Below are 20705 nucleotides of genomic sequence, written 5' to 3' on the forward strand. Positions count from 1 at the left end.
CGGTCCCTATCCTGGTGGGCATGGCCGTCCACAAGATCGTGCTCTTCTACGCCTTCACGCCGCTGCCCGACCCCCGCGCGGTGCAGCTCTGGCAGCGGGCGCTGGGGGAGCGGTGGAACCTCACGGGACGCGTGATCGTCGCCCACCACGGGATCAACGCGACGCTGGGCGGGACGGTCGAGGACCTCAAGCAGTACGTGAAGACGACCCGGCAGTACCCCGGCTTCGAGGGCATCGACGTCAAGTGGTCCGACGGCACCGGACGCGACTTCCCGCGCCTGTCCGTGAAGGTGCGACCCGAGCTCGTGGCGTTCGGCGTCCCCGACGAGGTCGTGGTCGACGCGAGCGGCGTCGTGGGCGGCGGCACGCGGCTGAGCCCGCAGGCCCTGCACGACCTCGTGGCCGAGCGGGGGGACGACGTCGTGATGTTCGACGGCCGCAACGCGTTCGAGGCCGAGATCGGGCGGTTCCGCGGCGCGGTCGTGCCGGACGTCGCCACGACGCGCGACGTCGTCGCCGAGATCGACTCGGGCCGCTACGACGACCTCAAGCAGCGGCCCGTCGTCACGTACTGCACCGGGGGCGTGCGGTGCGAGGTGCTGTCCGCGCTCCTGACCGCCCGCGGCTTCGAGGAGGTCTACCAGCTCGACGGCGGCGTCGTGCGGTACGGCGAGGCGTTCGGGTCGCAGGGACTGTGGGAGGGCTCGCTCTACGTCTTCGACGAGCGCATGCACGTCGAGCTCGGCCCGGGGTCGACCCCGCTGGGGTCCTGCACCGGCTGCGGCGCGGCGACGGCGAAGTACGAGAACTGCGCGGACCCGAGCTGCCGGACGCTGCGCCTGTACTGCCCGGACTGCGTGCACGTCGCACGCTCGGCCCGCTGCGCGACGTGCGTGGGCGAGCGCCCGGATCCCCGTCCGGCCGCTTTGACCGGCGGCCCGACCCGCGGGTAGTCTGGTGAGTCGTTGTGCTCATCTCACGACACCCGTGTCGCTAGCGCGCCCACTCGCTGCCGGCCAAGGAGCGGGTGCCGACCGAGCCCGCCGCGCAACGACCTGCCCTCTCGGCCGCACGCTTCAGCGGCCGAAGAAGACATTCTGAGACAGAAACGAAGGCTACGACCGTGCGTACGTACACCCCGAAGCCCGGCGACGTCCAGCGCGACTGGTACGTCATCGACGCGACCGACGTCGTCCTGGGCCGCCTGGCCACCCACGTGGCCACCCTGCTGCGCGGCAAGCACAAGCCGACCTTCGCTCCGCACGTCGACGGCGGTGACTTCGTCATCGTCATCAACGCCGGCAAGGTCGCCCTGAGCGGCAACAAGCGCGAGCAGAAGATGGCCTACAACCACTCCGGCTACCCGGGTGGTCTGCGTGCCGTCCCCTACGGCGACCTGCTCGACAAGCACCCCGAGCGTGCGGTGGAGAAGGCCGTGCGCGGCATGCTCCCCAAGACCACCCTCGGTCGCGCCCAGTTCGGCAAGCTCAAGGTCTACGCGGGTGCCGAGCACCCGCACGCCGCGCAGCAGCCGAAGCCGTTCGAGATCACCCAGGTCGCGCAGTAATCGCCGCCCAGGCGTAGCGCACAGAGAGACGCGAGGACACCACCCGTGGCCGAGACCACCGTCGACACCGACACCCTGGGCGACGAGACGCCCAGCACCTACACCTCCGAGTCCGCCGCCCCCACGGGCCGCGGCCAGAGCATCACCGCCCCCGGCCAGGCCCTGGGCCGCCGCAAGGAGGCCGTGGCGCGCGTGCGCCTCGTCCCCGGGACCGGGCAGTGGAAGATCAACGGGCGCTCGCTCGAGGACTACTTCCCGAACAAGGTTCACCAGCAGCTCGTGAACTCCCCGCTGAAGCTGGTCGACGTCGAGGGTCGCTTCGACGTCGTCGCCCGCATCAGCGGCGGCGGCACCTCCGGCCAGGCCGGTGCGCTGCGCCTCGGCATCGCGCGTGCGCTCAACGCGATCGACGCCGAGCACAACCGCCCAGCGCTGAAGAAGGCCGGCTTCCTCACCCGCGACGCGCGCGTCGTCGAGCGCAAGAAGGCCGGTCTCAAGAAGGCCCGTAAGGCACCGCAGTACTCCAAGCGCTGATCCGCGCTGTGCGCTCGTCGGCCCCGGTGGACCTCGTCCACCGGGGCCGACGTCGTTTGTGAGGGACGGTGACCAAGCCCGCCGAGGGCGGGGCAGGGCAGGCGGTCGTACGGTCGACGTACGGCCGGTCGAGGAAGGACTTTCCATGGGACGGCTTTTCGGCACCGACGGGGTGCGCGGGCTGGCGAACGGCAACGTGACGGGCGAGCTCGCCCTCGACCTGGGCGTCGCGGCGGCGCGCGTGCTCGGCAGCGGGCAGGAGGAAGGCCACCGGCCGCGCGCGGTCGTGGGGCGCGACACGCGAGTCTCGGGCGAGTTCCTGGGCGCGGCGCTCATCGCCGGGCTCGCGAGCGCGGGCGTCGACGTGAAGGACGTCGGCGTGCTGCCGACGCCCGCCGTCGCCTACCTGACGAGCACCATGGACGTCGACTTCGGCGTCGTGATCTCGGCCTCCCACAACCCGATGCAGGACAACGGGATCAAGTTCCTCGCGCGCGGTGGCGTCAAGCTCGACGACGCGGTCGAGGACCGGATCGAGAGCCTGCTCGGGCAGGAGTGGCAGCGTCCGACGCACGGCGCGGTCGGCCGGATCTCCCCGGACTCGGGGCGCGCGGGCGGCGCGTACGTCGAGCACCTCATGGCGAGCATCGGCGCGGACGAGGACCACAAGCCGCTCGCGGGCCTGCGCATCGCGGTCGACTGCGCGAACGGCGCGGCGAGCGACGTCGGCCCCGCGGCGCTGCGCGCGGCCGGCGCGGACGTCGTGGTCATCAACGCGAGCCCCGACGGCCGCAACATCAACGCCGCGTGCGGCTCGAACCACCCCGAGCAGCTCCAGGCCGTCGTCGTGGCGTCCGAGGCGGACTTCGGCGTCGCGTTCGACGGCGACGCGGACCGGTGCATCGCGGTCGACCACGGGGGCACCGTCGTCGACGGCGACCAGATCATGGGCGTCCTCGCGCTCGCGCTCCAGGACGAGGGCGCGCTCCCGCACGACACGCTCGTCGTGACGGTGATGAGCAACCTGGGCCTCCTGCTCGCGATGCGCGACGCGGGGATCACGACGGTCCAGACCGCGGTCGGCGACCGGTACGTCCTGGAGGAGATGCGCGCGCACGGGTACGGCCTCGGGGGCGAGCAGTCGGGGCACATCGTGCTGTCGCGCTACGCGACCACGGGTGACGGCGTGCTCACGGCGCTCCAGCTCGCCGCGCGCGTGCGGGCCACGGGCCAGAAGCTCGCCGACCTGGCGGGCGTCGTCCAGCGCCTCCCGCAGACCCTCCTCAACGTCCCCGGCGTGGACAAGGCACGGGCGTCGAGCGACGAGGAGCTCCGGGCCGCCGTCGCGGACGCGGAGCGGACCCTCGGCGAGACGGGTCGCGTGCTGCTGCGTCCGTCGGGCACCGAGCCGCTCGTGCGCGTCATGGTCGAGGCGGCGACGCAGCAGCAGGCCGACGCGGTGGCCGCGCGGCTCGCGGGCGTCGTGCGCGAGCGGCTCGCGCTGTGAGCGCGGCGGGGCGGACGACCGACCGGGAGGCGGCAGGCGTGCGGCAGGGGGTCGACGAGGGGCTGCGCGAGCACGTGGTCGGGCTCCTCGACGCGTACGACGACGGCGTGCTGCCGATCGTCCAGGCGGGCCACCCCGTGCTGCGGACGCCGGCCGTGCCGTACGCCGGGCAGCTCGGCGACGTGCTGCCCCGGTTCCTGGACGCGATGCGCGCGACGATGCACGCGGCGCCCGGGGTGGGGCTCGCCGCGCCGCAGGTCGGGATCGGCCTCGCGATCGCCGTCGTGGAGGACCCCGGCGCCCCCGACGCGGACGACGAGCGCGAGCGTCCCCCGCTCGCGTTCCGGGTGCTGGTCAACCCGCGGTACGAGGCCGTCGGCGACGAGACGAGGACGTTCTTCGAGGGCTGCCTCTCGGTGCACGGCTGGCAGGCGGAGCGGACGCGCGCCCGCTCGGTGCGACTCACCGGGCAGGACGAGGCGGGCGAGCCGTTCGACGACGTGCTCACCGGGTGGGCGGCGCGGATCGTCCAGCACGAGACCGACCACCTGCGCGGCGAGCTGTACGTCGACGCCGCGGACCTGCGCACGCTGGCGTCCACGCTCGGGGTCGCGCGGCTCCCGGGTCACCCGGGCTGAGCCCGGGCCGTCGTCCGCGGTTCGGGTCCGGCGGGTCGTCGCGCGAGACTACCGGGATGGACCCGCTCGCCCAGCTCCTCGCCGCACCGCCCGACCTGCCGGTGGGCCGTCACCTGGTCGAGGTGGTCGCCGCCGTGCGCGCGGAGGGGGCCGTCGTCGTCCAGGCACCGCCCGGCACCGGCAAGACGACGCTCGTGCCGCCGGCCCTCGCGGTGGCCCTGGAGGGTGCCTCGGACGGCCGCGTCGTCGTGACGCAGCCGCGGCGGCTCGCCGCCCGGGCGGCCGCCCGCCGGCTCGCGTCGCTGCTCGGCGAGGACCTCGGCGGCACGGTCGGCTACACGGTGCGGGGCGAGTCGCGGACGTCGCGACGGACCCGGGTCGAGGTCGTCACCACCGGCACGCTCGTCCGCCGGCTCCAGCGCGACCCGGAGCTGCCGGGCGTGGCGGGCGTCGTGCTCGACGAGGTGCACGAGCGGCACCTGGACGACGACCTCGCGCTCGCCCTGCTGGCGGACGTGCGCGAGAACCTGCGCGACGACCTCGCGCTCGTCGCGATGTCCGCGACGGTCGAGGCGGGGCGGACGGCGGAGGCGCTCGGCGGGGGAGCGCGGCCCGTCCCCGTGGTGCAGGTCCAGGGCGGCCTCCACCCGGTCGACGTCGTCTGGTGCCCCGCGCGCGGTCCGCGCACCGACGTCCGCGGCACGTCGCCCGCGCTGCTCGACCACGTGGTCGCCACCACGCACCGCGCGCTGCGCGAGCGCACGGGCGACGTGCTCGTGTTCGTCCCCGGCGCGCGCGAGGTGGACACCGTGTCGGGCCTGCTGGCGCGCGGGCTCTCGGACGTCGACGTGCGCCCGCTGCACGGCCGCCTGCCCCCGCACGAGCAGGACCGGGCGCTCGAGCCCGGGCCGCGGCGCCGGGTCGTGGTGTCGACGGCGGTCGCGGAGTCGTCGCTCACGGTCCCGGGCGTCCGGGTCGTCGTGGACGCGGGGCTCGCGCGCGAGCCCCGCACGGACGTCCGCCGAGGGCTGCCCGGGCTCGTGACGGTGGCGGTCAGCCGGGCCGGCGCCGAGCAGCGCGCGGGGCGGGCCGGGCGCGAGGGCCCGGGGGCGGTGTACCGCTGCTGGTCGGAGGGCGACCACGCGCGCCTCGCGCGGCATCCGGAGCCGGAGATCCGCACGGCGGACCTCACCGGCTTCGCGCTCGAGCTCGCGTGCTGGGGGGCTCCCGACGGCGCGGGGCTCGCGCTGCTGGACCCGCCGCCCCCGGCCGCCTGGGCGGCCGCCCGCGAGGTGCTGCAGGGGCTGGGGGCCGTCGGGCCCGACGGCGTGACGCCGCTCGGGCGCCGGATCGCCTCCGTGCCCGCCGACCCGCGTCGCGCCCGCGCCCTGCTCGACGCCGTCCCCGAGGTCGGCCCGCGGCTCGCCGCGGAGGTCGTGGCGCTGCTCTCGGAGGACGTGCGCGTGCCCGGGGCCGACCTGCCGGCGGCGCTGCGCGCGGCGCGGCGCGGTGGCCCGGGGACCGGCGCGTGGGCCGCGCAGCGCGACCGCCTCGAACGGGTGGCACGCACCGCCGCGGCCGAGGACGGCTCCGCCCGGGGAGGGGGGCCCGCCGCACGGTCCCGGCTGACCGACGACGCCGCCGTCGGGCACGTCGTCGCGCTCGCGCACCCCGACCGGCTGGCCCGACTGCGACCCGGCGGAGAGACCTACCTCCTGGTGTCCGGGGCGGGCGCGCGCCTGCCCGCGGGCTCGCCGCTGCAGGGCGCGCCGTGGCTCGCGGTCGCGGACGTGGACCGCACGGCGGGCCGTGCCGACGCCGTCGTGCGGTCCGCCGCGCCCGTCGACGAGGCGACGGCGCGAGCCGCTGCGGCGCCCGCGCTGCGCACGAGCGGCGTCGCCGGGTGGACGGGCGGGCGCGTGCGCGCCGCCCGGGTCACCACGCTCGGCGCGATCGAGCTCGCGCGCGAGCCGTGGCGGGACCCGCCGGCGGACCTGCTCGCGGCGACCGTGCGCGACGGGCTGCGCCGGGACGGTCTGGACGGCCTCCCGTGGTCCGACGGCGCACTCCGGCTCCGGGACCGCCTGCGGTTCCTGCACCGGGTGCTGGGCGACCCGTGGCCCGACGTCGGCGACGAGGCGCTCCTGGACGCCGCCGACGTCTGGCTGGGGCCCGACCTCCCGGCCGTCGCCCGGGGCCGGGGCACGGACCTCGCCGGGGCGCTGCGCCGTCTGCTGCCCTGGCCGGAGGCGGCGCGCCTCGACGCGCTCGCGCCCGAGCGGCTCGAGGTCCCGAGCGGGTCGCGCGTGGCGGTGGGCTACGACCAGGACCAGCCGGTGCTCGCGGTCCGGCTGCAGGAGACGTTCGGCTGGACGAGCACGCCCCGCGTCGCGGACGGCCGCGTGCCCGTCCTGCTGCACCTGCTGTCCCCGGCGGGTCGACCCGCGGCGGTCACGGCGGACCTCGCCTCCTTCTGGGTGCAGGGCTACCCGCAGGTGCGCGCCGAGCTGCGGGGCCGCTACCCCAAGCACGCGTGGCCGGAGGACCCGAGCACCGCCCTGCCGCTGCGGGGCACGCCGCGCCCGCGCCGCCGCGACGCCTGAGTCGGGGAAGGTCCTGGTCCTCACGACGTACGCCCCCGCTGCGGGAAGTCGTTCGTCGGGATGACGACGCCGCGCGCCGCGACGCGGAAGACTCGTCACCGGGCGCGGCGCTGCCGGGCGGGAATCCTCAGGGGCGAACCGGGGGTTTCCCTGATGGTCGACGTCGTCGCGCTCCGTAGGCTTGTCGTGGCGCAGGACGCCCGACCTGCCGCCGCCGCCCGCCTGGCCTCCCCGCCAGCCGACGAACGAGGACGCCGTTGCCCGACGCCGTGTCGACCTTCCTGGAGAATCTGGAGACCTGGATTCTCGCCCTCGCGGCGTCCGCGTGGATCTATCCCGCGCTGTTCGGCTTCGCGACGATCGACGGGTTCTTCCCGCCCATCCCGAGCGAGTCCGTCGTCATCACGCTCGCCGTGTCCGCGCACGCGACCGGCGAGCCGAACCTGCTCCTCGTGCTCCTGGTGGCCGCCGCCGGAGCGTGGACCGGCGACCAGATCGCGTTCTCGATCGGTCGCGCCATCGGCACCGACCGCGTCCGGTTCCTGCGCTCACCACGGGGCCGCAAGGCCGTGGCGTGGGCGGAGCGGGCCCTCGCCCACCGTGGGGCGTCGTTCATCCTGGCCGCGCGCTACATCCCCGTCGGGCGCGTCGCGGTGAACATGACGGCCGGCGCCGTGGGCTACCCGCGCCGCCGGTTCATGGCGTTCTCCGGGATCGCGGCCGTCACCTGGGCGGTGTACTCGGTCCTCATCGGCCTCGTCGCGGCGCAGTGGCTGGGCCACGAACCGCTCCTCGCGATGGTCGTGGGCGTCGTCCTGGGGATCGCGGCGGGGTTCGTCATCGACCGCGTGCTCATGATGCGCGCGCGCCGCAAGGGCGAGCTGCCGCAGGCCGAGGGCCCGGCGTCCCCGGCGCCGGAGACCGCGGACGAGCCGAGCACCTCGGAGAACCGGCCGGGCGCGGCACCGCGCGCCTCGTGAGTCCGCGGGGCACCCGTCGGCCGCGCGTCAGAGCTTGCGCAGCCGGACCCGCTGGACCGAGTGGTCCGAGCCCTTGGTGAGCACGAGCGTCGCGCGACCCCGCGTCGGCAGGATGTTCTGCTCGAGGTTCGGGGCGTTGATCGCGTCCCAGATCGACTTCGCCTTCTCGACCGCCTGCTCGTCCGTGAGGTCGGCGTAGCGGCGGAAGTACGACTCGGGCCGGGCGAAGGCGGTACGGCGCAGGGCGAGGAACCGGTCCACGTACCACTGCCGGATGTTGCGCGTGCGCGCGTCGACGTAGATCGAGAAGTCGAAGAAGTCGGACACCGCGACCGTGGACTCGTCGTGCGCGCTCGGCCGGGCCGGCTGGAGCACGTTCAGCCCCTCGACGACCAGCACGTCGGGCTTGCGCACGACCGCCTCCGCGCCGGGGACGATGTCGTACGTGAGGTGGTCGTAGACGGGCGCCTTGACCTCGGCGTGGCCCGCCTTGACCTTGGACAGGAAGCGGATGAGCGCGCGCCGGTCGTAGGACTCGGGGAAGCCCTTGCGATCCATGAGGCCGCGGCGCGCCAGCTCCGCGTTGGGGTAGAGGAAGCCGTCGGTCGTGATGAGCTCCACGCGCGGCGTCTCGGGCCAGCGGGCCAGCATCTCGCGCAGGACGCGCGCGGTCGTGGACTTGCCCACCGCGACCGAGCCCGCGACGCCGATGACGTACGGCGTGTTCCCGGTCTCCTCGCGGAGGAACGTCGACGTCGCCTCGTGCAGCCCCGACGTCGCGGTCACGTAGAGGTTGAGCAGGCGCGACAGCGGGCGGTAGACGGCGTCGACCTCCGCGAGGTCGATGGGGTCGCCGAGGCCGCGGAGCCGGGTGACGTCGTCGTCCGTGAGCGGGAGCGGCGTCGACTCCGACAGGCGGCTCCACACCGCCCGGTCGAGGTCGACGTACGGGGACGACGACGGCGCCGCGAGGTGGGCCGGCAGGAGGTCGGACGGGTCGTCGACGGGGGAGGACACCCGCCTGATTCTGCCGGATGCGTGCGGGTGCCCGCGCACGGCCCGCCAGCCGGGGACGTCGGGTGCCGCCCGGGCCAGGCGGGCTCCACCCGTGCCGGGACGCGCGCCCCGCGCTCAGCGCGTGGCGTCGCGGGACCGTGCGGGCCGCCGGCCGCGTGCGGGCTCCGGGGTCGGGCCGGTCCCGGGCAGGGCGAGGCCCGGGAGGCGGGACATGAGGGCGAGCGCGTCGGCCGGGGCGTGCGCGTGGACGTCGTTGTCGAGGTAGACCTCGACGTCGTGGCCGGCCTCGCACCAGCCCCGCACCCGCGCGGCCCACGCGTCGAGGACGTGCGGCCGGTAGCCGCTCGTGTACAGCGAGGTGTCGCCGTGCAGGCGCACGTACACGAGGCGGCTCGTGATCGCCTCCACGAGCGGCCAGTGACCCGCGCCGTCCGAGATCGCGAACGCCACCCGGTGGCGTCGGAGCACGTCGAGCGCCTCGGCGCTCGCGAACGACGCGTGGCGCGGCTCGAGCGCATGGACCAGGGGACGGTCGGCGCCCACCTCGGTCCAGGCAGGCGCGCGGAGGCGGTCGTCGTGCTCGCGGGCGAGCCGGGCGGCCTCGGCCGTCGACCGGGGCAGGAGGGCGAGGAACTCGTCGAGCAGCCCGGCGTCGAAGGTCGTGCGTGCGGGGAGCTGCCACAGCACGGGGCCGAGCCGGTCGTCGAGGGCGAGCACGCCGCTCGCGAAGAAGTTGGCGAGGGGCGTGCGCACGTCCCGCAGGCGCTTCATGTGGGTGACGAAGCGCGGGCCCTTGACCGCGAAGGTGAACCCCTCCGGCGTCTGCTCTCGCCACGCGACGAACGAGGACGGCCGCTGCAGCGAGTAGAAGGACCCGTTGAGCTCGACCGCGGGGAACACCGACGCGACGTGCTCGAGCTCGCGGCGCTGGGGCAGGCCGGCGGGGTAGAACGGGCCGCGCCAGTCGGCGTAGCGCCATCCCGAGAGTCCGATCCGCACGGTGGGCACGAGACCCAGCCTCGCCGGACGCGGCGCCGTACGCGCGCGGGGTGCTTTTGGCAGCGGGCCTGACGAAAAACCGCGGGATCGTGCGCCCGCGGAGGGGTCCGCGTCCGTGGATAGACTCGATCACCATGTGCGGAATCGTGGGCTACGTAGGCCCTGGAACCATGGTCGGAGAGGCCTCGGGGCGACCCCTCGACGTCGCTCTCGAAGGACTCGGCAGGCTCGAGTACCGCGGCTACGACTCGGCCGGGGTCGCGCTCGTCGCGCCCGGGATCGACGCCGTCGCGTTCGCCAAGAAGTCGGGCAAGCTCGCGAACCTCGTCGAGGAGATCGACCTGCACCCGCTCCCCGCGGCGACCGCGTCGATCGGCCACACGCGCTGGGCGACGCACGGCGGCCCGACGGACACCAACGCCCACCCGCACCTCGCGGACGACGACCGCCTCGCGGTCATCCACAACGGGATCGTCGAGAACTTCGCCACCCTCAAGTCCGAGCTGCTCGCCGAGGGCGTGCAGTTCCGGTCCGAGACGGACACCGAGGTCGCGGCGCAGCTGCTCGCGCGCGCCTACCGCGAGACCAAGGACCTCACGCTCGCGATGGGGCAGGTGGCCCGGCGCCTCGAGGGCACGTTCACGCTCCTGGCCGTGCACGCCGACTCGCCCGACACGGTGGTGGGCGCGCGGCACGACTCGCCGCTCGTCGTCGGGATCGGCGACGGCGAGAACTTCCTGGGCTCCGACGTCGCGGCGTTCATCTCCCACACCAAGGAGGCGCTCGAGCTCGGGCAGGACCAGATCGTCACGATCACCCCGACGTCGGTCGAGGTGACCGACTTCGACGGCAACCCCGCCGAGGCCAAGCGGTACACGGTCGACTGGGACGCGGCCGCCGCGGAGAAGGGCGGCTTCTCGTCCTTCATGGACAAGGAGATCCACGACCAGCCGCACGCCGTCGCCGACACCCTGCTCGGCCGGACCGACCCGTCGGGCAAGCTCGTGCTCGACGACGTGCGCATCGACGAGGCCGTGCTCCGGTCGGTGGACAAGATCATCGTCGTCGCGTGCGGCACGGCCGCGTACTCGGGGCACGTCGCCAAGTACGCGATCGAGCACTGGTGCCGCATCCCCGTCGAGGTCGAGCTCGCGCACGAGTTCCGCTACCGCGACCCGATCGTCGACGAGAAGACGCTCGTCGTGGCGGTGACGCAGTCGGGCGAGACGATGGACACGCTCATGGCCGTGCGCCACGCGCGCGAGCAGGGCGCCAAGGTCATCTCCATCGTCAACACGCACGGGTCGACCATCCCGCGCGAGTCGGACGCCGTGCTGTACACGCACGCCGGTCCGGAGATCGCGGTCGCCTCGACCAAGGCGTTCCTGTCGCAGATCACCGCCGCCTACCTCCTGGGCCTCTACCTCGCGCAGCTGCGCGGGAACAAGTTCCCGGACGAGATCTCGGCGATCCTCGAGGACCTGCGCGACATGCCGCGCAAGATCCAGACCGTCATCGAGCGCGGCGAGTACGTCCGTGCGACCGCCCGCTCCATGAAGGACGCGACGTCCGTCCTCTTCCTCGGCCGCCACGTCGGGTTCCCGGTCGCGCTCGAGGGCGCGCTCAAGCTCAAGGAGCTCGCGTACATCCACGCCGAGGGCTTCGCCGCGGGCGAGCTCAAGCACGGCCCGATCGCGCTCATCGACGAGGGGCAGCCGGTGTTCGTCGTCGTGCCGTCGCCGAAGGGCCGCGAGGGCCTGCACTCCAAGGTCATCTCGAACATCCAGGAGATCCGGGCGCGCGGCGCCCGCACGCTCGTCATCGCGGAGGACGGGGACGACGCCGTGCGCCCCTACGCGGACGAGATCTTCTGGGTCCCCGAGTCGCCCACGCTGCTCTCGCCGCTGCTGGCCGTCGTCCCGCTCCAGATCTTCGCGATGGCCCTCGCCACGGCCAAGGGCCTCGACGTCGACCAGCCCCGCAACCTCGCGAAGTCGGTCACGGTCGAGTAGTCCTCCACCGCACCTTCTGACGCCGAGCAGGTGGTCCTGGTTCGTCCGGTCTCCCGGACGAGCCAGGACCACCTGCTCGTGGTGGTGAGATCGCCTGGTGGGGGACCGGGAGGGAGGACGGCCCCCGTAGGGTGGGCGCATGATCAAGGGCGTGGGGATCGACGTCGTGGACGTCGCACGGTTCATGGAGACCCTGGAGCGCACGCCCCGGCTCCGCGAGAAGCTGTTCACGGCCGCCGAGCGGGACCTGCCGCCCGCGTCGCTCGCCGCGCGGTTCGCCGCCAAGGAGGCCATCGCCAAGGCGCTGGGCGCCCCGGCGGGCATGCGCTGGCACGACGCGACGGTGCACCGCGTCGTCGGGGGCCCGCCGGAGGTCGAGATCACGGGCACGGTCGCTGCGCGCGCGGACGCGCTGGGCATCACCGCCTGGCACCTGAGCATCTCCCACGACGCCGGCATCGCCTCGGCCATGGTCGTCGCGGAGGGCTGACCGCCCGCCGCGCGCTGCGGGCATGCAAAGGGCCCGGTTCTCGACCGAGAACCGGGCCCTTCTCACGCCCACACGGTGCGGCGGTCAGCGCTGGAGGGCGGGGATGACCTGGCGCTGGAAGAGCTCGAGCTGGTCGCGGTCGGTCGCGGCGAACGGGAAGTAGCCGATCGCGTAGCCGAGGCCCTGGTCGCGCAGGCCGGTGAGGGTCTCGACGATCTGCTCCGGAGTGCCGACGAGCGGGCCGCTGCGCCACGAGGCCACGTTGTCGTCCGCCTTCTCGGGGAAGTACCGGCGCGCGTGCTCCTCGATCCGGTCCAGCCGGTCGGCGACGTCCTGCGCGGTCTCGCCGATGACGACGTTGTAGTTGGCCGACCGGGTGATCTCGCCGAGGTCGCGGCCGAGGTCGCGGCAGTGCTGCGCGAGCACCGCGGACTTGTGCGCGAAGCCCTCGGGCGAGCCGTCGAAGTTGGTGTACTGCGCGTGCTGCGCGGCGATCCGCAGCGTCTTCTTCTCGCCGCCGCCCGCGATCCACAGCGGGATGCTCGGCCTCGCGCCCTCGCCGTCCACCACGACCTGCTGCAGGGGCTGCGGGTAGCACAGCGCGCCGTCCACCTGGTAGCGCTCGCCGTCGAACGTGCCCGACGACCCGGTCCGCCACATGCGGGACATGATCTGGACGCCCTCGTCGAGCGCGCGCAGGCGCTCGCCCGCGCTCGGGAACCCGTACCCGTACGCGCGCCACTCGTGCTCGTACCAGCCCGCGCCGATGCCCATCTCGAGCCGCCCGCCGGAGACGTGGTCGACGGTCGCGGCGACCTTGGCCAGGTACGTCGGGTCGCGGTAGGCCATGCACGTGCACATCTGGCCGAGGCGCACGCGCTGCGACGCCGCCGCGAAGGCGGCCATGAGCGTCCACGCCTCGTGCGTCGCCTCGGTGCTCGGGGTCGGCGTGGTGTGGAAGTGGTCGTAGACCCACACGCCGTCCCACGCGAACTCGCCGCCCGGCAGGGGCTCGCCCGCGGCGGCGTTGTCGGCGTAGTGCAGGAGGGAGAGCATCGTCTTCCAGTGGTCCTCGGGTGCGACGTCGACGAGGTCGTAGCGCCAGCCCTGGGGGATGAAGAGTCCGAATCGCATGGTCGTCACCCTATGCGGGTCCGTGCGACCCGCAGCGCGCCCCCGCGCGTCGTCTCACCGCTCGGTCGCACCGCTGCGCCGGCGCCGCCGCGCAGGCGACGAGGGCGGACGGTGGGCAGGATGAGGTCATGATCGAAGCCTGGTCCGCCGCCGACGTGCGCGTCGCCGAGGAGCCGCTGCTCGCCGCGGGCGTCCCGCTCATGGAGCGCGCCTCGTTCGCGCTCGCGACGATCGTCGCGCGCGACGTCGCACGACGGCGGTCGGTCGCCCTGCCGGACGGCGGCCGTCGGGACGGGCGCGTCACCGGCGCCCGGGCGGTCCTGCTCGTGGGGTCGGGCAACAACGGCGGGGACACCCTCCACGCGGGTGCGTACCTCGCGCGCCGGGGCGTCGAGGTGCTCGCGGTCCTCACCGGAGAGCATGCGCACGCGGGCGGGCTCGCGGCGCTCCGGGACGCGGGCGGGTCCGTCGAGGTGCTCGTCGGCAGCCCCGACGACCCGACGCGCGCGGGCCGGCCGCACGACCACCTGGACCCGCACGTCGCCGACCGGGTCGCCGCGCAGGTCCGGCGGGCCGACGTCGTGATGGACGGCCTCGTCGGCATCGGCGCCCGGGGGCCGTTGCGCGGCGTCGCGGCGGACCTCGTGCGGCGTCTCGCCGCGCTGCTCGACGGCGGCGTGCCCGCCGACGACGCGCTCGGCGGCGACGGTGCGTCCGACGAGGGTGGCGGGCGTCGCGTCGGGCCCCGGGGGCGGCCCTGGGTCGTCGCGGTGGACGCGCCGAGCGGGGTCGGCGTGGACGACGGCACGGTGCCCGGGCCGGTCCTGCGCGCGGACCGCACGGTGACGTTCGGCGCGGCGAAGCCCGGCCTCCTGCTCCCCCCGGCGACGCACCTCGCCGGCCACGGCGCGGTCGTCGACATCGGGCTGCGCCTCGGCGCGCCCGCTCCGGACGGCGGCACCGCGGCGCCGGTCGTCCGCCGGCTCGAGCCCGCGGACGTCGCCGCCCTCTGGTCCGTGCCCGGCGCGACCGACCACAAGTACACGCGCGGCGTCGTCGGCGTCGTCGCGGGCACGCCGACCTTCCCGGGCGCCGCGGTGCTCGTCGCGAGCGCCGCGGTCCGCACCGGCCCGGGGATGGTCCGCTTCCGCGGGCCCGACGACGTCACGCGCGCGGTGCTCGCCGCCCGGCCCGAGGTGGTGCCCGCGGCGGGGCGCGTGCAGTCCTGGGTGCTCGGGCCCGGCGTGCCGCCCGCGCCCGGGCCGGGCGGCGACCCCGTGGACGACGGCGGCCAGCACGAGCGGGTCCGGGACGCGCTCGCGGCCGCGACCGGTGAGCTCGCCGCCGAGGACGAGGGGGAGCGGGTGCCCGTGGTCGTCGACGCCGGGGCGCTGTCCTTGCTGCCCGACCGCTGCCCGCCGTCGGTCGTGCTCACCCCGCACGCGGGGGAGCTCGCGACGCTGCTGCGGTCGCGCGGCGACGACGTGACGCGCGCCGACGTCGAGGCCGAGCCGCTGCGGTGGGCACGGCGCGCGCACTCGGCCACCGGTGCGACGGTGCTGCTCAAGGGGTCGGCGACCGTCGTCGTCGGGCCGGAGGGCGCGTGGTCCCAGGCGGACGCGCCCGCGTGGCTCGCGACCGCCGGCGCGGGGGACGTGCTCGCCGGGATCCTCGGCACCGTGCTCGCGGCGCACGCCCCACGGATCCTCCGGGAGCCGGGGCTGGCCGCGGAGCTCGCGGCCGCGGTCGCCGTCGTGCACGGTCTCGCGGCGGAGCGGGCGAACCCGGGCGGCCCGGTCGCGGCGCTCGACGTCGCCGACGCGGTGCCCGCCGTCGTCGCGGGGCTGCTCGCCGCACGCTGAGCGGCGCGGCTCTCTCCTGGCACCGGCCGGTCACGACGGGTCCGAGGCCCGTGGGCGGCCGACAGGTCCGGGCGCGGCCCGCCGGTACCGTGGTGGGCGTGGTCCCCCTCCCCGTGCGCGACGGCCTCAACCCCACGCGCCTCGTGCTGCCGCACGACGCCGAGAGCGTCGCGCGGTACACGCGCACGCTCGACTACGTGCGCCACCGGTTCCCGGACGACGCCGCACGCCTGGCCGAGAAGGTCGCGGCGGGCGAGGTCGTCGACGGGCGCGGACGGCCGGTCGACGCGACCACCCCGTACGAGCCGCGCGGCTTCGTGTTCCTCTACCGCGACCCGCCGGTCGAGCCCGAGGTGCCGTTCGAGGTCCGCGTGCTGCACCGCGACCGGGACCTGCTGGTCGTCGACAAGCCGCACTTCCTCGCGACGATCCCGCGCGGTGCGTACGTGGCGCGGTCGGTGCTCGTGCGGTTGCGCCGCGACCTCGACCTGCCCGACCTCAGCCCCGCGCACCGGCTCGACCGCGTCACCGCGGGCGTCCTGCTGCTCACGCTGCGACCGCAGGTGCGCGGCGCGTACCAGGAGCTCTTCGCGCGGCGCGAGGTGCGCAAGACCTACGAGGCGGTCGCGCCGTGGGACCCGGCGCTGGACCTGCCCGCGACCGTGCGCAGCCGCATCGTCAAGCACCGCGGCGTCATGCGCGCGGAGGAGGTGGACGGCGAGCCCAACGCCGAGAGCCGCGTCGACGTGATCGAGACCGACCCGGCCCGCGGCCTCGCGCGCTACCGGCTCGAGCCCCACAGCGGCAAGACGCACCAGCTCCGGCTGCACATGGCCCGGCTCGGGGTGCCGATCGTGCACGACAACTTCTACCCCGAGCCGTACGACGTCGCGCCGGACGACTACGCGCGCCCGCTCCAGCTCGTCTCGCGCTCGCTCGCCTTCGCCGACCCGCTGACCGGGCAGCCGCGGCGCTTCGAGACGGACCGGACGCTCGGCGCCTGGTGAGGGTGGCGGCCGGACCGGCGGCGTCCCGGTGACGCGACCCGAGGACCGCGACCCGGCGCCCGCTCCCCGGGCGGCGACGGTGAGAGAATCGTCCACCGTGAGCGACACCCAGCGCACGACCCCGACCGGCCCACCCGCCGGAACCCCGGCCGCACCCGCCCGAACCCCGGCAGCACCCGGCTACCCCGCGCGTGCCGTCGTCGACCTGGCCGCGGTCCGGGACAACGTCCGCGCCCTCGCCGGGCACGCGCCGTCGGCCCAGGTGATGGCCGTCGTGAAGGCCGACGCCTACGGGCACGGCCTGGTGGCGAGCGCGCTCGGGGCGCTCGCGGGCGGTGCGACGTGGCTCGGGACCGCGCAGCCGAGCGAGGCGCTCGCGCTGCGTGCGGCGGGGATCGGGGTGGACCGCGCGCGCGTCCTCACGTGGCTCTACCCGCCGGGCGCGCCGCTGCGCGCGCTCGTGGAGGCGGACGTCGACGTGTCGCTCGCCGCGCGCTGGGCCGTCGACGAGGTGGTCGCCGCCGCCCGTGCCGCCGGCCGGACCGCGCGCGTGCACCTCGCGGTCGACACGGGCCTCGGCCGCAACGGGATCATGCCCGCCGACCTGCCCGACGTGCTCGCCGCCGTCGCGCGCGCCCAGGCCGAGGGCGCGGTCCACGTCGTCGGGCTGTGGTCCCACCTCGCGTTCGCGGACGAGCCCGGGCACCCGAGCGTCGTGGCACAGGCCGACGTGCTCGACGAGGCCGTCCGGCTCGCGGAGCGCGCGGGCGTCGCGCCCGAGCTGCGCCACCTCGCGAACTCCGCCGCGACGCTCACCGCGCCGCGCACCCACTACGACCTGGTCCGTCCGGGGCTCGCGGTGTGGGGCATGACGCCGGTGCCGCAGCTCGGCCCGCCGTCGCGGTACGGGCTCCGGCCCGCGATGACGCTCGAGGCGCGTCTCGCGACGGTCAAGCGCGTGCCGGGCGGGCACGGCGTCTCCTACTCGCACCACTACACGACACCGCGGGACACGACGCTCGGGGTCGTCCCGCTCGGCTACGGCGACGGGATCCCGCGGCACGCGTCGGGTGGCGGCCCCACGGCCGCGCCCGGTGGCCCGGTGCTCGTCGGCGCACGCCCCGGGGCGGACGGCGGCCGCGTCCTGCGCGTCGCGGGGCGCGTGTGCATGGACCAGCTCGTGCTCGACCTCGGCCCCGCCGCGACCGAGCGCGCGGGCGACGTCGTCACGCTGTTCGGCGCGGGCGACGGCGTCGAGCACGACGGCGTCCCCACCGCCGAGGACTGGGCGCGGGCCGCCGGGACCATCAGCTACGAGATCACGACGCGCCTCGGCACGCGCGTGCCGCGCGAGCACGTGGGGACCGACGTGCTCGACGACGGCGCGCGGGCGCTGCTGGCCGACGACCCCAGCCAGGACGAGACCACGGAAAGGACGGTCCGCGCATGAGCGACGACCCGACCCCCTCGACGCCCGCCGCGCCTCCCGCGGACGCGGCGGCGGAGACCGCGACGGGCACGTCGTCGCAGGCGGCGCGCGACGTCGTCGTCCTGCCCGACGCCGAGGCGACGCGCGCGTTCGGCCGCGCCCTCGCCGGCGTGCTCCGCGCGGGCGACCTCGTGATCCTCACCGGCGACCTCGGTGCGGGGAAGACGACGCTCACGCAGGGCATCGGCGCCGGGCTCGGCGTGCGCGGACAGGTCGCGTCGCCGACGTTCATCGTCGCGCGCGAGCACCCGTCGCTCGTGGGCGGCCCGGCGCTCGTGCACGTGGACGCGTACCGCCTCGGCTCGCTCGACGAGGTCGACGCGCTCGACCTCGACTCGAGCCTGGAGGAGTCGGTGACCGTCGTCGAGTGGGGCAGCGGGCTCGTCGAGGCGCTCGCGGGCGACCGGCTCGAGATCGTGCTCGAGCGCCCGCGCGGCGACGCGACCGGGGACGGGCCCGGCGGCGCGTCCGACGACGAGGACGCGCCCGAGGCGGGCGCGCGCCGGGTGACGGTGCGCGGCGTCGGTCCGCGCTGGGCGGACCTCGACGTCGCGGCACTGTCCCGCTAGCCCGCTCGCGAGGAGGACGTCGCGGTCTCGGCCGTAGGCTGGGGCCGTGGCTGTTCTCGCGCTCGACACCTCCGCCTCCGTCACCGTCGCCGTCGTCTCCGACGACGGCGCCCGTCTCGCCCGCCGCGACGCCCCGGAGCGCCGCCGGCACGCCGAGGCGCTCGCCCCGCTCGTCGAGGAGGCGCTCGCCGAGGCCGGGGTCGACCGCCGCGACCTCACGGCCGTCGCCGTCGGCACGGGCCCCGCGCCGTTCACGGGCCTGCGGGTCGGGCTCGTCACCGCCCGGGCGCTGGGCTTCGCGCTCGGCATCCCCGTGCTCGGCGTCCCGAGCCTCGACGCGATCGCCGCCCAGGCGGTGAGCGACCTCGGCCTCGAGCCCGACGACGAGCTGCTCGTCGCGACCGACGCGCGCCGCCGCGAGGTGTACTGGGCGCGGTACCGCGTCGTCGCGCACGAGGGCCCGCACGCCGTGCCGGTCCTGGAGACCGTCGCCGGGCCCGACGTCGGGCCGGCGGCCGCGGTCGCCGAGCACGCCGCGGGCGCCGTCGTCGTGGGGGAGGGCGGCGAGCTCTACCCGGACGCGCTCGACGCCGCCGAGGACGCGCCGCAGCTCCCCGACGCCGCCGTGCTCGCCCGGCTCGCGATCGCGCGCCGGGCCGCGGGGGCCGACCAGCCGACGGAGCCGCTGTACCTGCGCCGCCCGGACGTCCACGAGGCCGCCGCACGCAAGCGCGTGAGCGACACCGCGCCCGCCCCGGCGCCCGAGGCGGCCCGATGAGCGCGCGCCGCTACGAGATCCGCCTGCGCCCGCTCCGGGCGGCCGACCTCGACCGCGTCGTCGAGCTCGAGCGCGAGCTGTTCGGGCGCGGCGCCTGGACGTACGGGATGCTCGCCGACGAGCTCGCGGGCCTCGGACGCTGGTACGTCGCCGCCGAGCCCGTGCGGCTCTACGCCGCCGGCCCGCAGCCCGTGGTCGGCTACGCGGGCCTGTGGTTCGACGGCGACGTCACGCAGGTCATGACCCTGGGCGTCGATCCCGCGTTCCAGCACCAGGGCGTCGGCTCGGCGCTCCTGGAGGCGCTCATCGCGCGGTCCCGCGACCTCGGCGCGAGCGCGGTGCTGCTCGAGGTGCGGGTCGACAACGACCCGGCGCTCGCGCTCTACGCGAAGTACGGGTTCGAGCAGCTCGGCATCCGCAAGCGCTACTACCAGCCGGAGGACGTCGACGCCTACACGATGCGGCTCGAGCTCGGCGCGACCACGACGCCCGACGGACCGGACGCGCCGGACCACGGGACGGCGTCCGAGACGGGCGCCGTCGCGTGAGCGGGCCCGCGCCGCGCGGCCCGGGCCTCGGCACGGACGACCACTGGCCCGACGCCGCGCGCCGCGACCGTGTCCTCGTCACCGCGCCCGCCCTGGCGGCGGCGCTCGCGGGCGACCGCCCGCCCGTCGTGCTCGACGTGCGGTGGGCGCTCGGCGTCACCGACGGGCACGCGCAGCACCGGGCGGGGCACGTCCCGGGCGCGGTCTACGTCGACCTCGAGACCGAGCTCGCCGCGCCGCCCTCGGCCGCGGCGGGCCGGCACCCGCTGCCCGACCCCGCCGACCTCCAGGCCGCGGCGCGGCGCTGGGGCGTGCGCGCGGACCGGCCGGTCGTCGTCTACGACGCCGTGGGCGGCACGTCCGCCGCGCGCGCCTGGTGGCTGCTGCGCTGGGCCGGGCACGAGGACGTCCGCATCCTCGACGGCGGGCTCGCGGCGTGGCGGGCCGCCGGGCACGCGCTCGACGCGGGCGAGGTGCGGCCCGAGCCGGGGGACGTCGTCGTCACGCCGGGCGGGATGCCCGTGCTCGACGCCGACGGCGCGGCCGGCCTCGCGACGTCGGGCGTCCTGCTCGACGCGCGCGCGGGCGAGCGCTACCGCGGCGAGGTGGAGCCGGTCGACCCGCGCGCGGGACACGTCCCCGGCGCGGTGAGCGCGCCGACGACCGACAACCTCGCCGCGGACGGGACGTTCCTGGACCCCGTCGCGCTGCGCGCGCGGTTCGCGGCCCTGGGGGTCGTGGACCCGGGACGGGAACCGGGCGCGGCGCGGCCCGCCGTGGGCGTGTACTGCGGCTCGGGCGTGACCGCGGCGCACGAGGTCGCCGCGCTCGCGACCCTCGGCGTCGACGCGGCCCTGTACGCGGGCTCGTGGTCGCAGTGGTCGAACGACCCCGCGCGGCCCGCCGCGCCCTGACGCCAGGATGCGGACGCGCGCGAGGCGGCACCCGTGGAGGGGTGCCGCCTCGCGCGC

Annotated in this window: 19 protein-coding genes; 16 read left to right on the forward strand and 3 right to left on the reverse strand. The window is 76.0% G+C overall.

Annotated features, from left to right (window positions below; all coding sequences use genetic code 11):
* Window positions 1–20: 20 nt before the first annotated feature.
* The 7 genes from trhO (at window position 21) to NHH00_RS05250 (ending at window position 7829) form a co-directional block, all read left to right on the forward strand.
* Complete coding sequence (gene trhO, locus NHH00_RS05220) at window positions 21–953, forward strand: oxygen-dependent tRNA uridine(34) hydroxylase TrhO (protein ID WP_253050819.1); 933 nt, start codon at window positions 21–23, stop codon at window positions 951–953.
* Between the two features lie 170 nt (window positions 954–1123).
* Window positions 1124–1567 carry a 50S ribosomal protein L13 gene (rplM, locus tag NHH00_RS05225; RefSeq protein WP_253050820.1) on the forward strand — a complete coding sequence of 148 codons (444 nt, stop codon included), beginning with the start codon at window positions 1124–1126 and terminating at the stop codon, window positions 1565–1567.
* Window positions 1568–1612: 45 nt separating this feature from the next.
* Entirely contained in the window at window positions 1613–2101 is a 489-nt protein-coding gene (gene rpsI, locus NHH00_RS05230) for a 30S ribosomal protein S9 (RefSeq protein WP_047234563.1), read from the forward strand.
* 145 nt (window positions 2102–2246) lie between these two features.
* Window positions 2247–3608, forward strand: a complete 1362-nt coding sequence (gene glmM, locus NHH00_RS05235) for a phosphoglucosamine mutase (RefSeq protein ID WP_253050821.1) — start codon at window positions 2247–2249, stop codon at window positions 3606–3608.
* 38 nt (window positions 3609–3646) lie between these two features.
* Entirely contained in the window at window positions 3647–4246 is a 600-nt protein-coding gene (locus NHH00_RS05240) for a peptide deformylase (RefSeq protein ID WP_253050822.1), read from the forward strand.
* 56 nt (window positions 4247–4302) lie between these two features.
* Window positions 4303–6849, forward strand: coding sequence for an ATP-dependent helicase HrpB (gene hrpB / locus NHH00_RS05245; protein ID WP_253050823.1), 2547 nt, complete (start codon window positions 4303–4305; stop codon window positions 6847–6849).
* 257 nt (window positions 6850–7106) lie between these two features.
* Entirely contained in the window at window positions 7107–7829 is a 723-nt protein-coding gene (locus NHH00_RS05250; protein WP_253050824.1) for a DedA family protein, read from the forward strand.
* 27 nt (window positions 7830–7856) lie between these two features.
* Here NHH00_RS05250 and coaA read toward each other — a convergent pair whose 3' ends face one another.
* Both coaA and NHH00_RS05260 read right to left on the reverse strand, forming a co-directional pair.
* A complete protein-coding gene (gene coaA, locus NHH00_RS05255) occupies window positions 7857–8846 on the reverse strand; it encodes a type I pantothenate kinase (protein WP_253050825.1) in 990 nt (329 codons plus the stop codon).
* 114 nt (window positions 8847–8960) lie between these two features.
* The gene (locus NHH00_RS05260; protein WP_253050826.1) at window positions 8961–9854 is read right to left on the reverse strand and encodes a DUF72 domain-containing protein; all 894 of its coding nucleotides are present in this window, start codon (window positions 9852–9854) and stop codon (window positions 8961–8963) included.
* 125 nt (window positions 9855–9979) lie between these two features.
* Here NHH00_RS05260 and glmS point away from each other — a divergent pair, with 125 nt between their 5' ends.
* Both glmS and NHH00_RS05270 read left to right on the forward strand, forming a co-directional pair.
* Window positions 9980–11857 (forward strand): glutamine--fructose-6-phosphate transaminase (isomerizing), encoded by a 1878-nt coding sequence (glmS, locus tag NHH00_RS05265; protein ID WP_253050827.1) that lies wholly within the window; start codon window positions 9980–9982, stop codon window positions 11855–11857.
* A gap of 139 nt (window positions 11858–11996) precedes the next feature.
* Window positions 11997–12347, forward strand: coding sequence for a holo-ACP synthase (locus tag NHH00_RS05270; RefSeq protein WP_253050828.1), 351 nt, complete (start codon window positions 11997–11999; stop codon window positions 12345–12347).
* An 84-nt stretch (window positions 12348–12431) separates the two neighbouring features.
* On the opposite strand, the gene NHH00_RS05275 is transcribed toward NHH00_RS05270, so the two are convergent.
* Window positions 12432–13481 (reverse strand): TIGR03560 family F420-dependent LLM class oxidoreductase, encoded by a 1050-nt coding sequence (locus NHH00_RS05275; RefSeq protein WP_253050829.1) that lies wholly within the window; start codon window positions 13479–13481, stop codon window positions 12432–12434.
* 128 nt (window positions 13482–13609) lie between these two features.
* Here NHH00_RS05275 and NHH00_RS05280 point away from each other — a divergent pair, with 128 nt between their 5' ends.
* From NHH00_RS05280 to NHH00_RS05310, 7 genes are all read left to right on the forward strand, one after another.
* A complete protein-coding gene (locus NHH00_RS05280; protein ID WP_253050830.1) occupies window positions 13610–15343 on the forward strand; it encodes a bifunctional ADP-dependent NAD(P)H-hydrate dehydratase/NAD(P)H-hydrate epimerase in 1734 nt (577 codons plus the stop codon).
* Window positions 15344–15441: 98 nt separating this feature from the next.
* The gene (locus NHH00_RS05285) at window positions 15442–16350 is read left to right on the forward strand and encodes a pseudouridine synthase (RefSeq protein ID WP_374614302.1); all 909 of its coding nucleotides are present in this window, start codon (window positions 15442–15444) and stop codon (window positions 16348–16350) included.
* 97 nt (window positions 16351–16447) lie between these two features.
* Window positions 16448–17800, forward strand: a complete 1353-nt coding sequence (gene alr, locus NHH00_RS05290; protein ID WP_374614305.1) for an alanine racemase — start codon at window positions 16448–16450, stop codon at window positions 17798–17800.
* A complete protein-coding gene (gene tsaE / locus NHH00_RS05295; RefSeq protein ID WP_253050832.1) occupies window positions 17797–18408 on the forward strand; it encodes a tRNA (adenosine(37)-N6)-threonylcarbamoyltransferase complex ATPase subunit type 1 TsaE in 612 nt (203 codons plus the stop codon). Before alr ends, tsaE begins: the two co-directional genes overlap by 4 nt.
* Window positions 18409–18454: 46 nt before the next feature.
* Window positions 18455–19186, forward strand: coding sequence for a tRNA (adenosine(37)-N6)-threonylcarbamoyltransferase complex dimerization subunit type 1 TsaB (gene tsaB, locus NHH00_RS05300; protein ID WP_253050833.1), 732 nt, complete (start codon window positions 18455–18457; stop codon window positions 19184–19186).
* Window positions 19183–19734 (forward strand): ribosomal protein S18-alanine N-acetyltransferase, encoded by a 552-nt coding sequence (gene rimI / locus NHH00_RS05305; protein ID WP_253050834.1) that lies wholly within the window; start codon window positions 19183–19185, stop codon window positions 19732–19734. Before tsaB ends, rimI begins: the two co-directional genes overlap by 4 nt.
* Window positions 19735–19826: 92 nt before the next feature.
* Window positions 19827–20648 (forward strand): sulfurtransferase, encoded by an 822-nt coding sequence (locus NHH00_RS05310; protein WP_253051421.1) that lies wholly within the window; start codon window positions 19827–19829, stop codon window positions 20646–20648.
* Window positions 20649–20705 lie beyond the last annotated feature (57 nt).

Origin of the sequence: Cellulosimicrobium cellulans (genome assembly GCF_024124905.1) — a bacterium.
Classification (GTDB): Bacteria; Actinomycetota; Actinomycetes; order Actinomycetales; family Cellulomonadaceae; genus Cellulosimicrobium; species Cellulosimicrobium cellulans_G.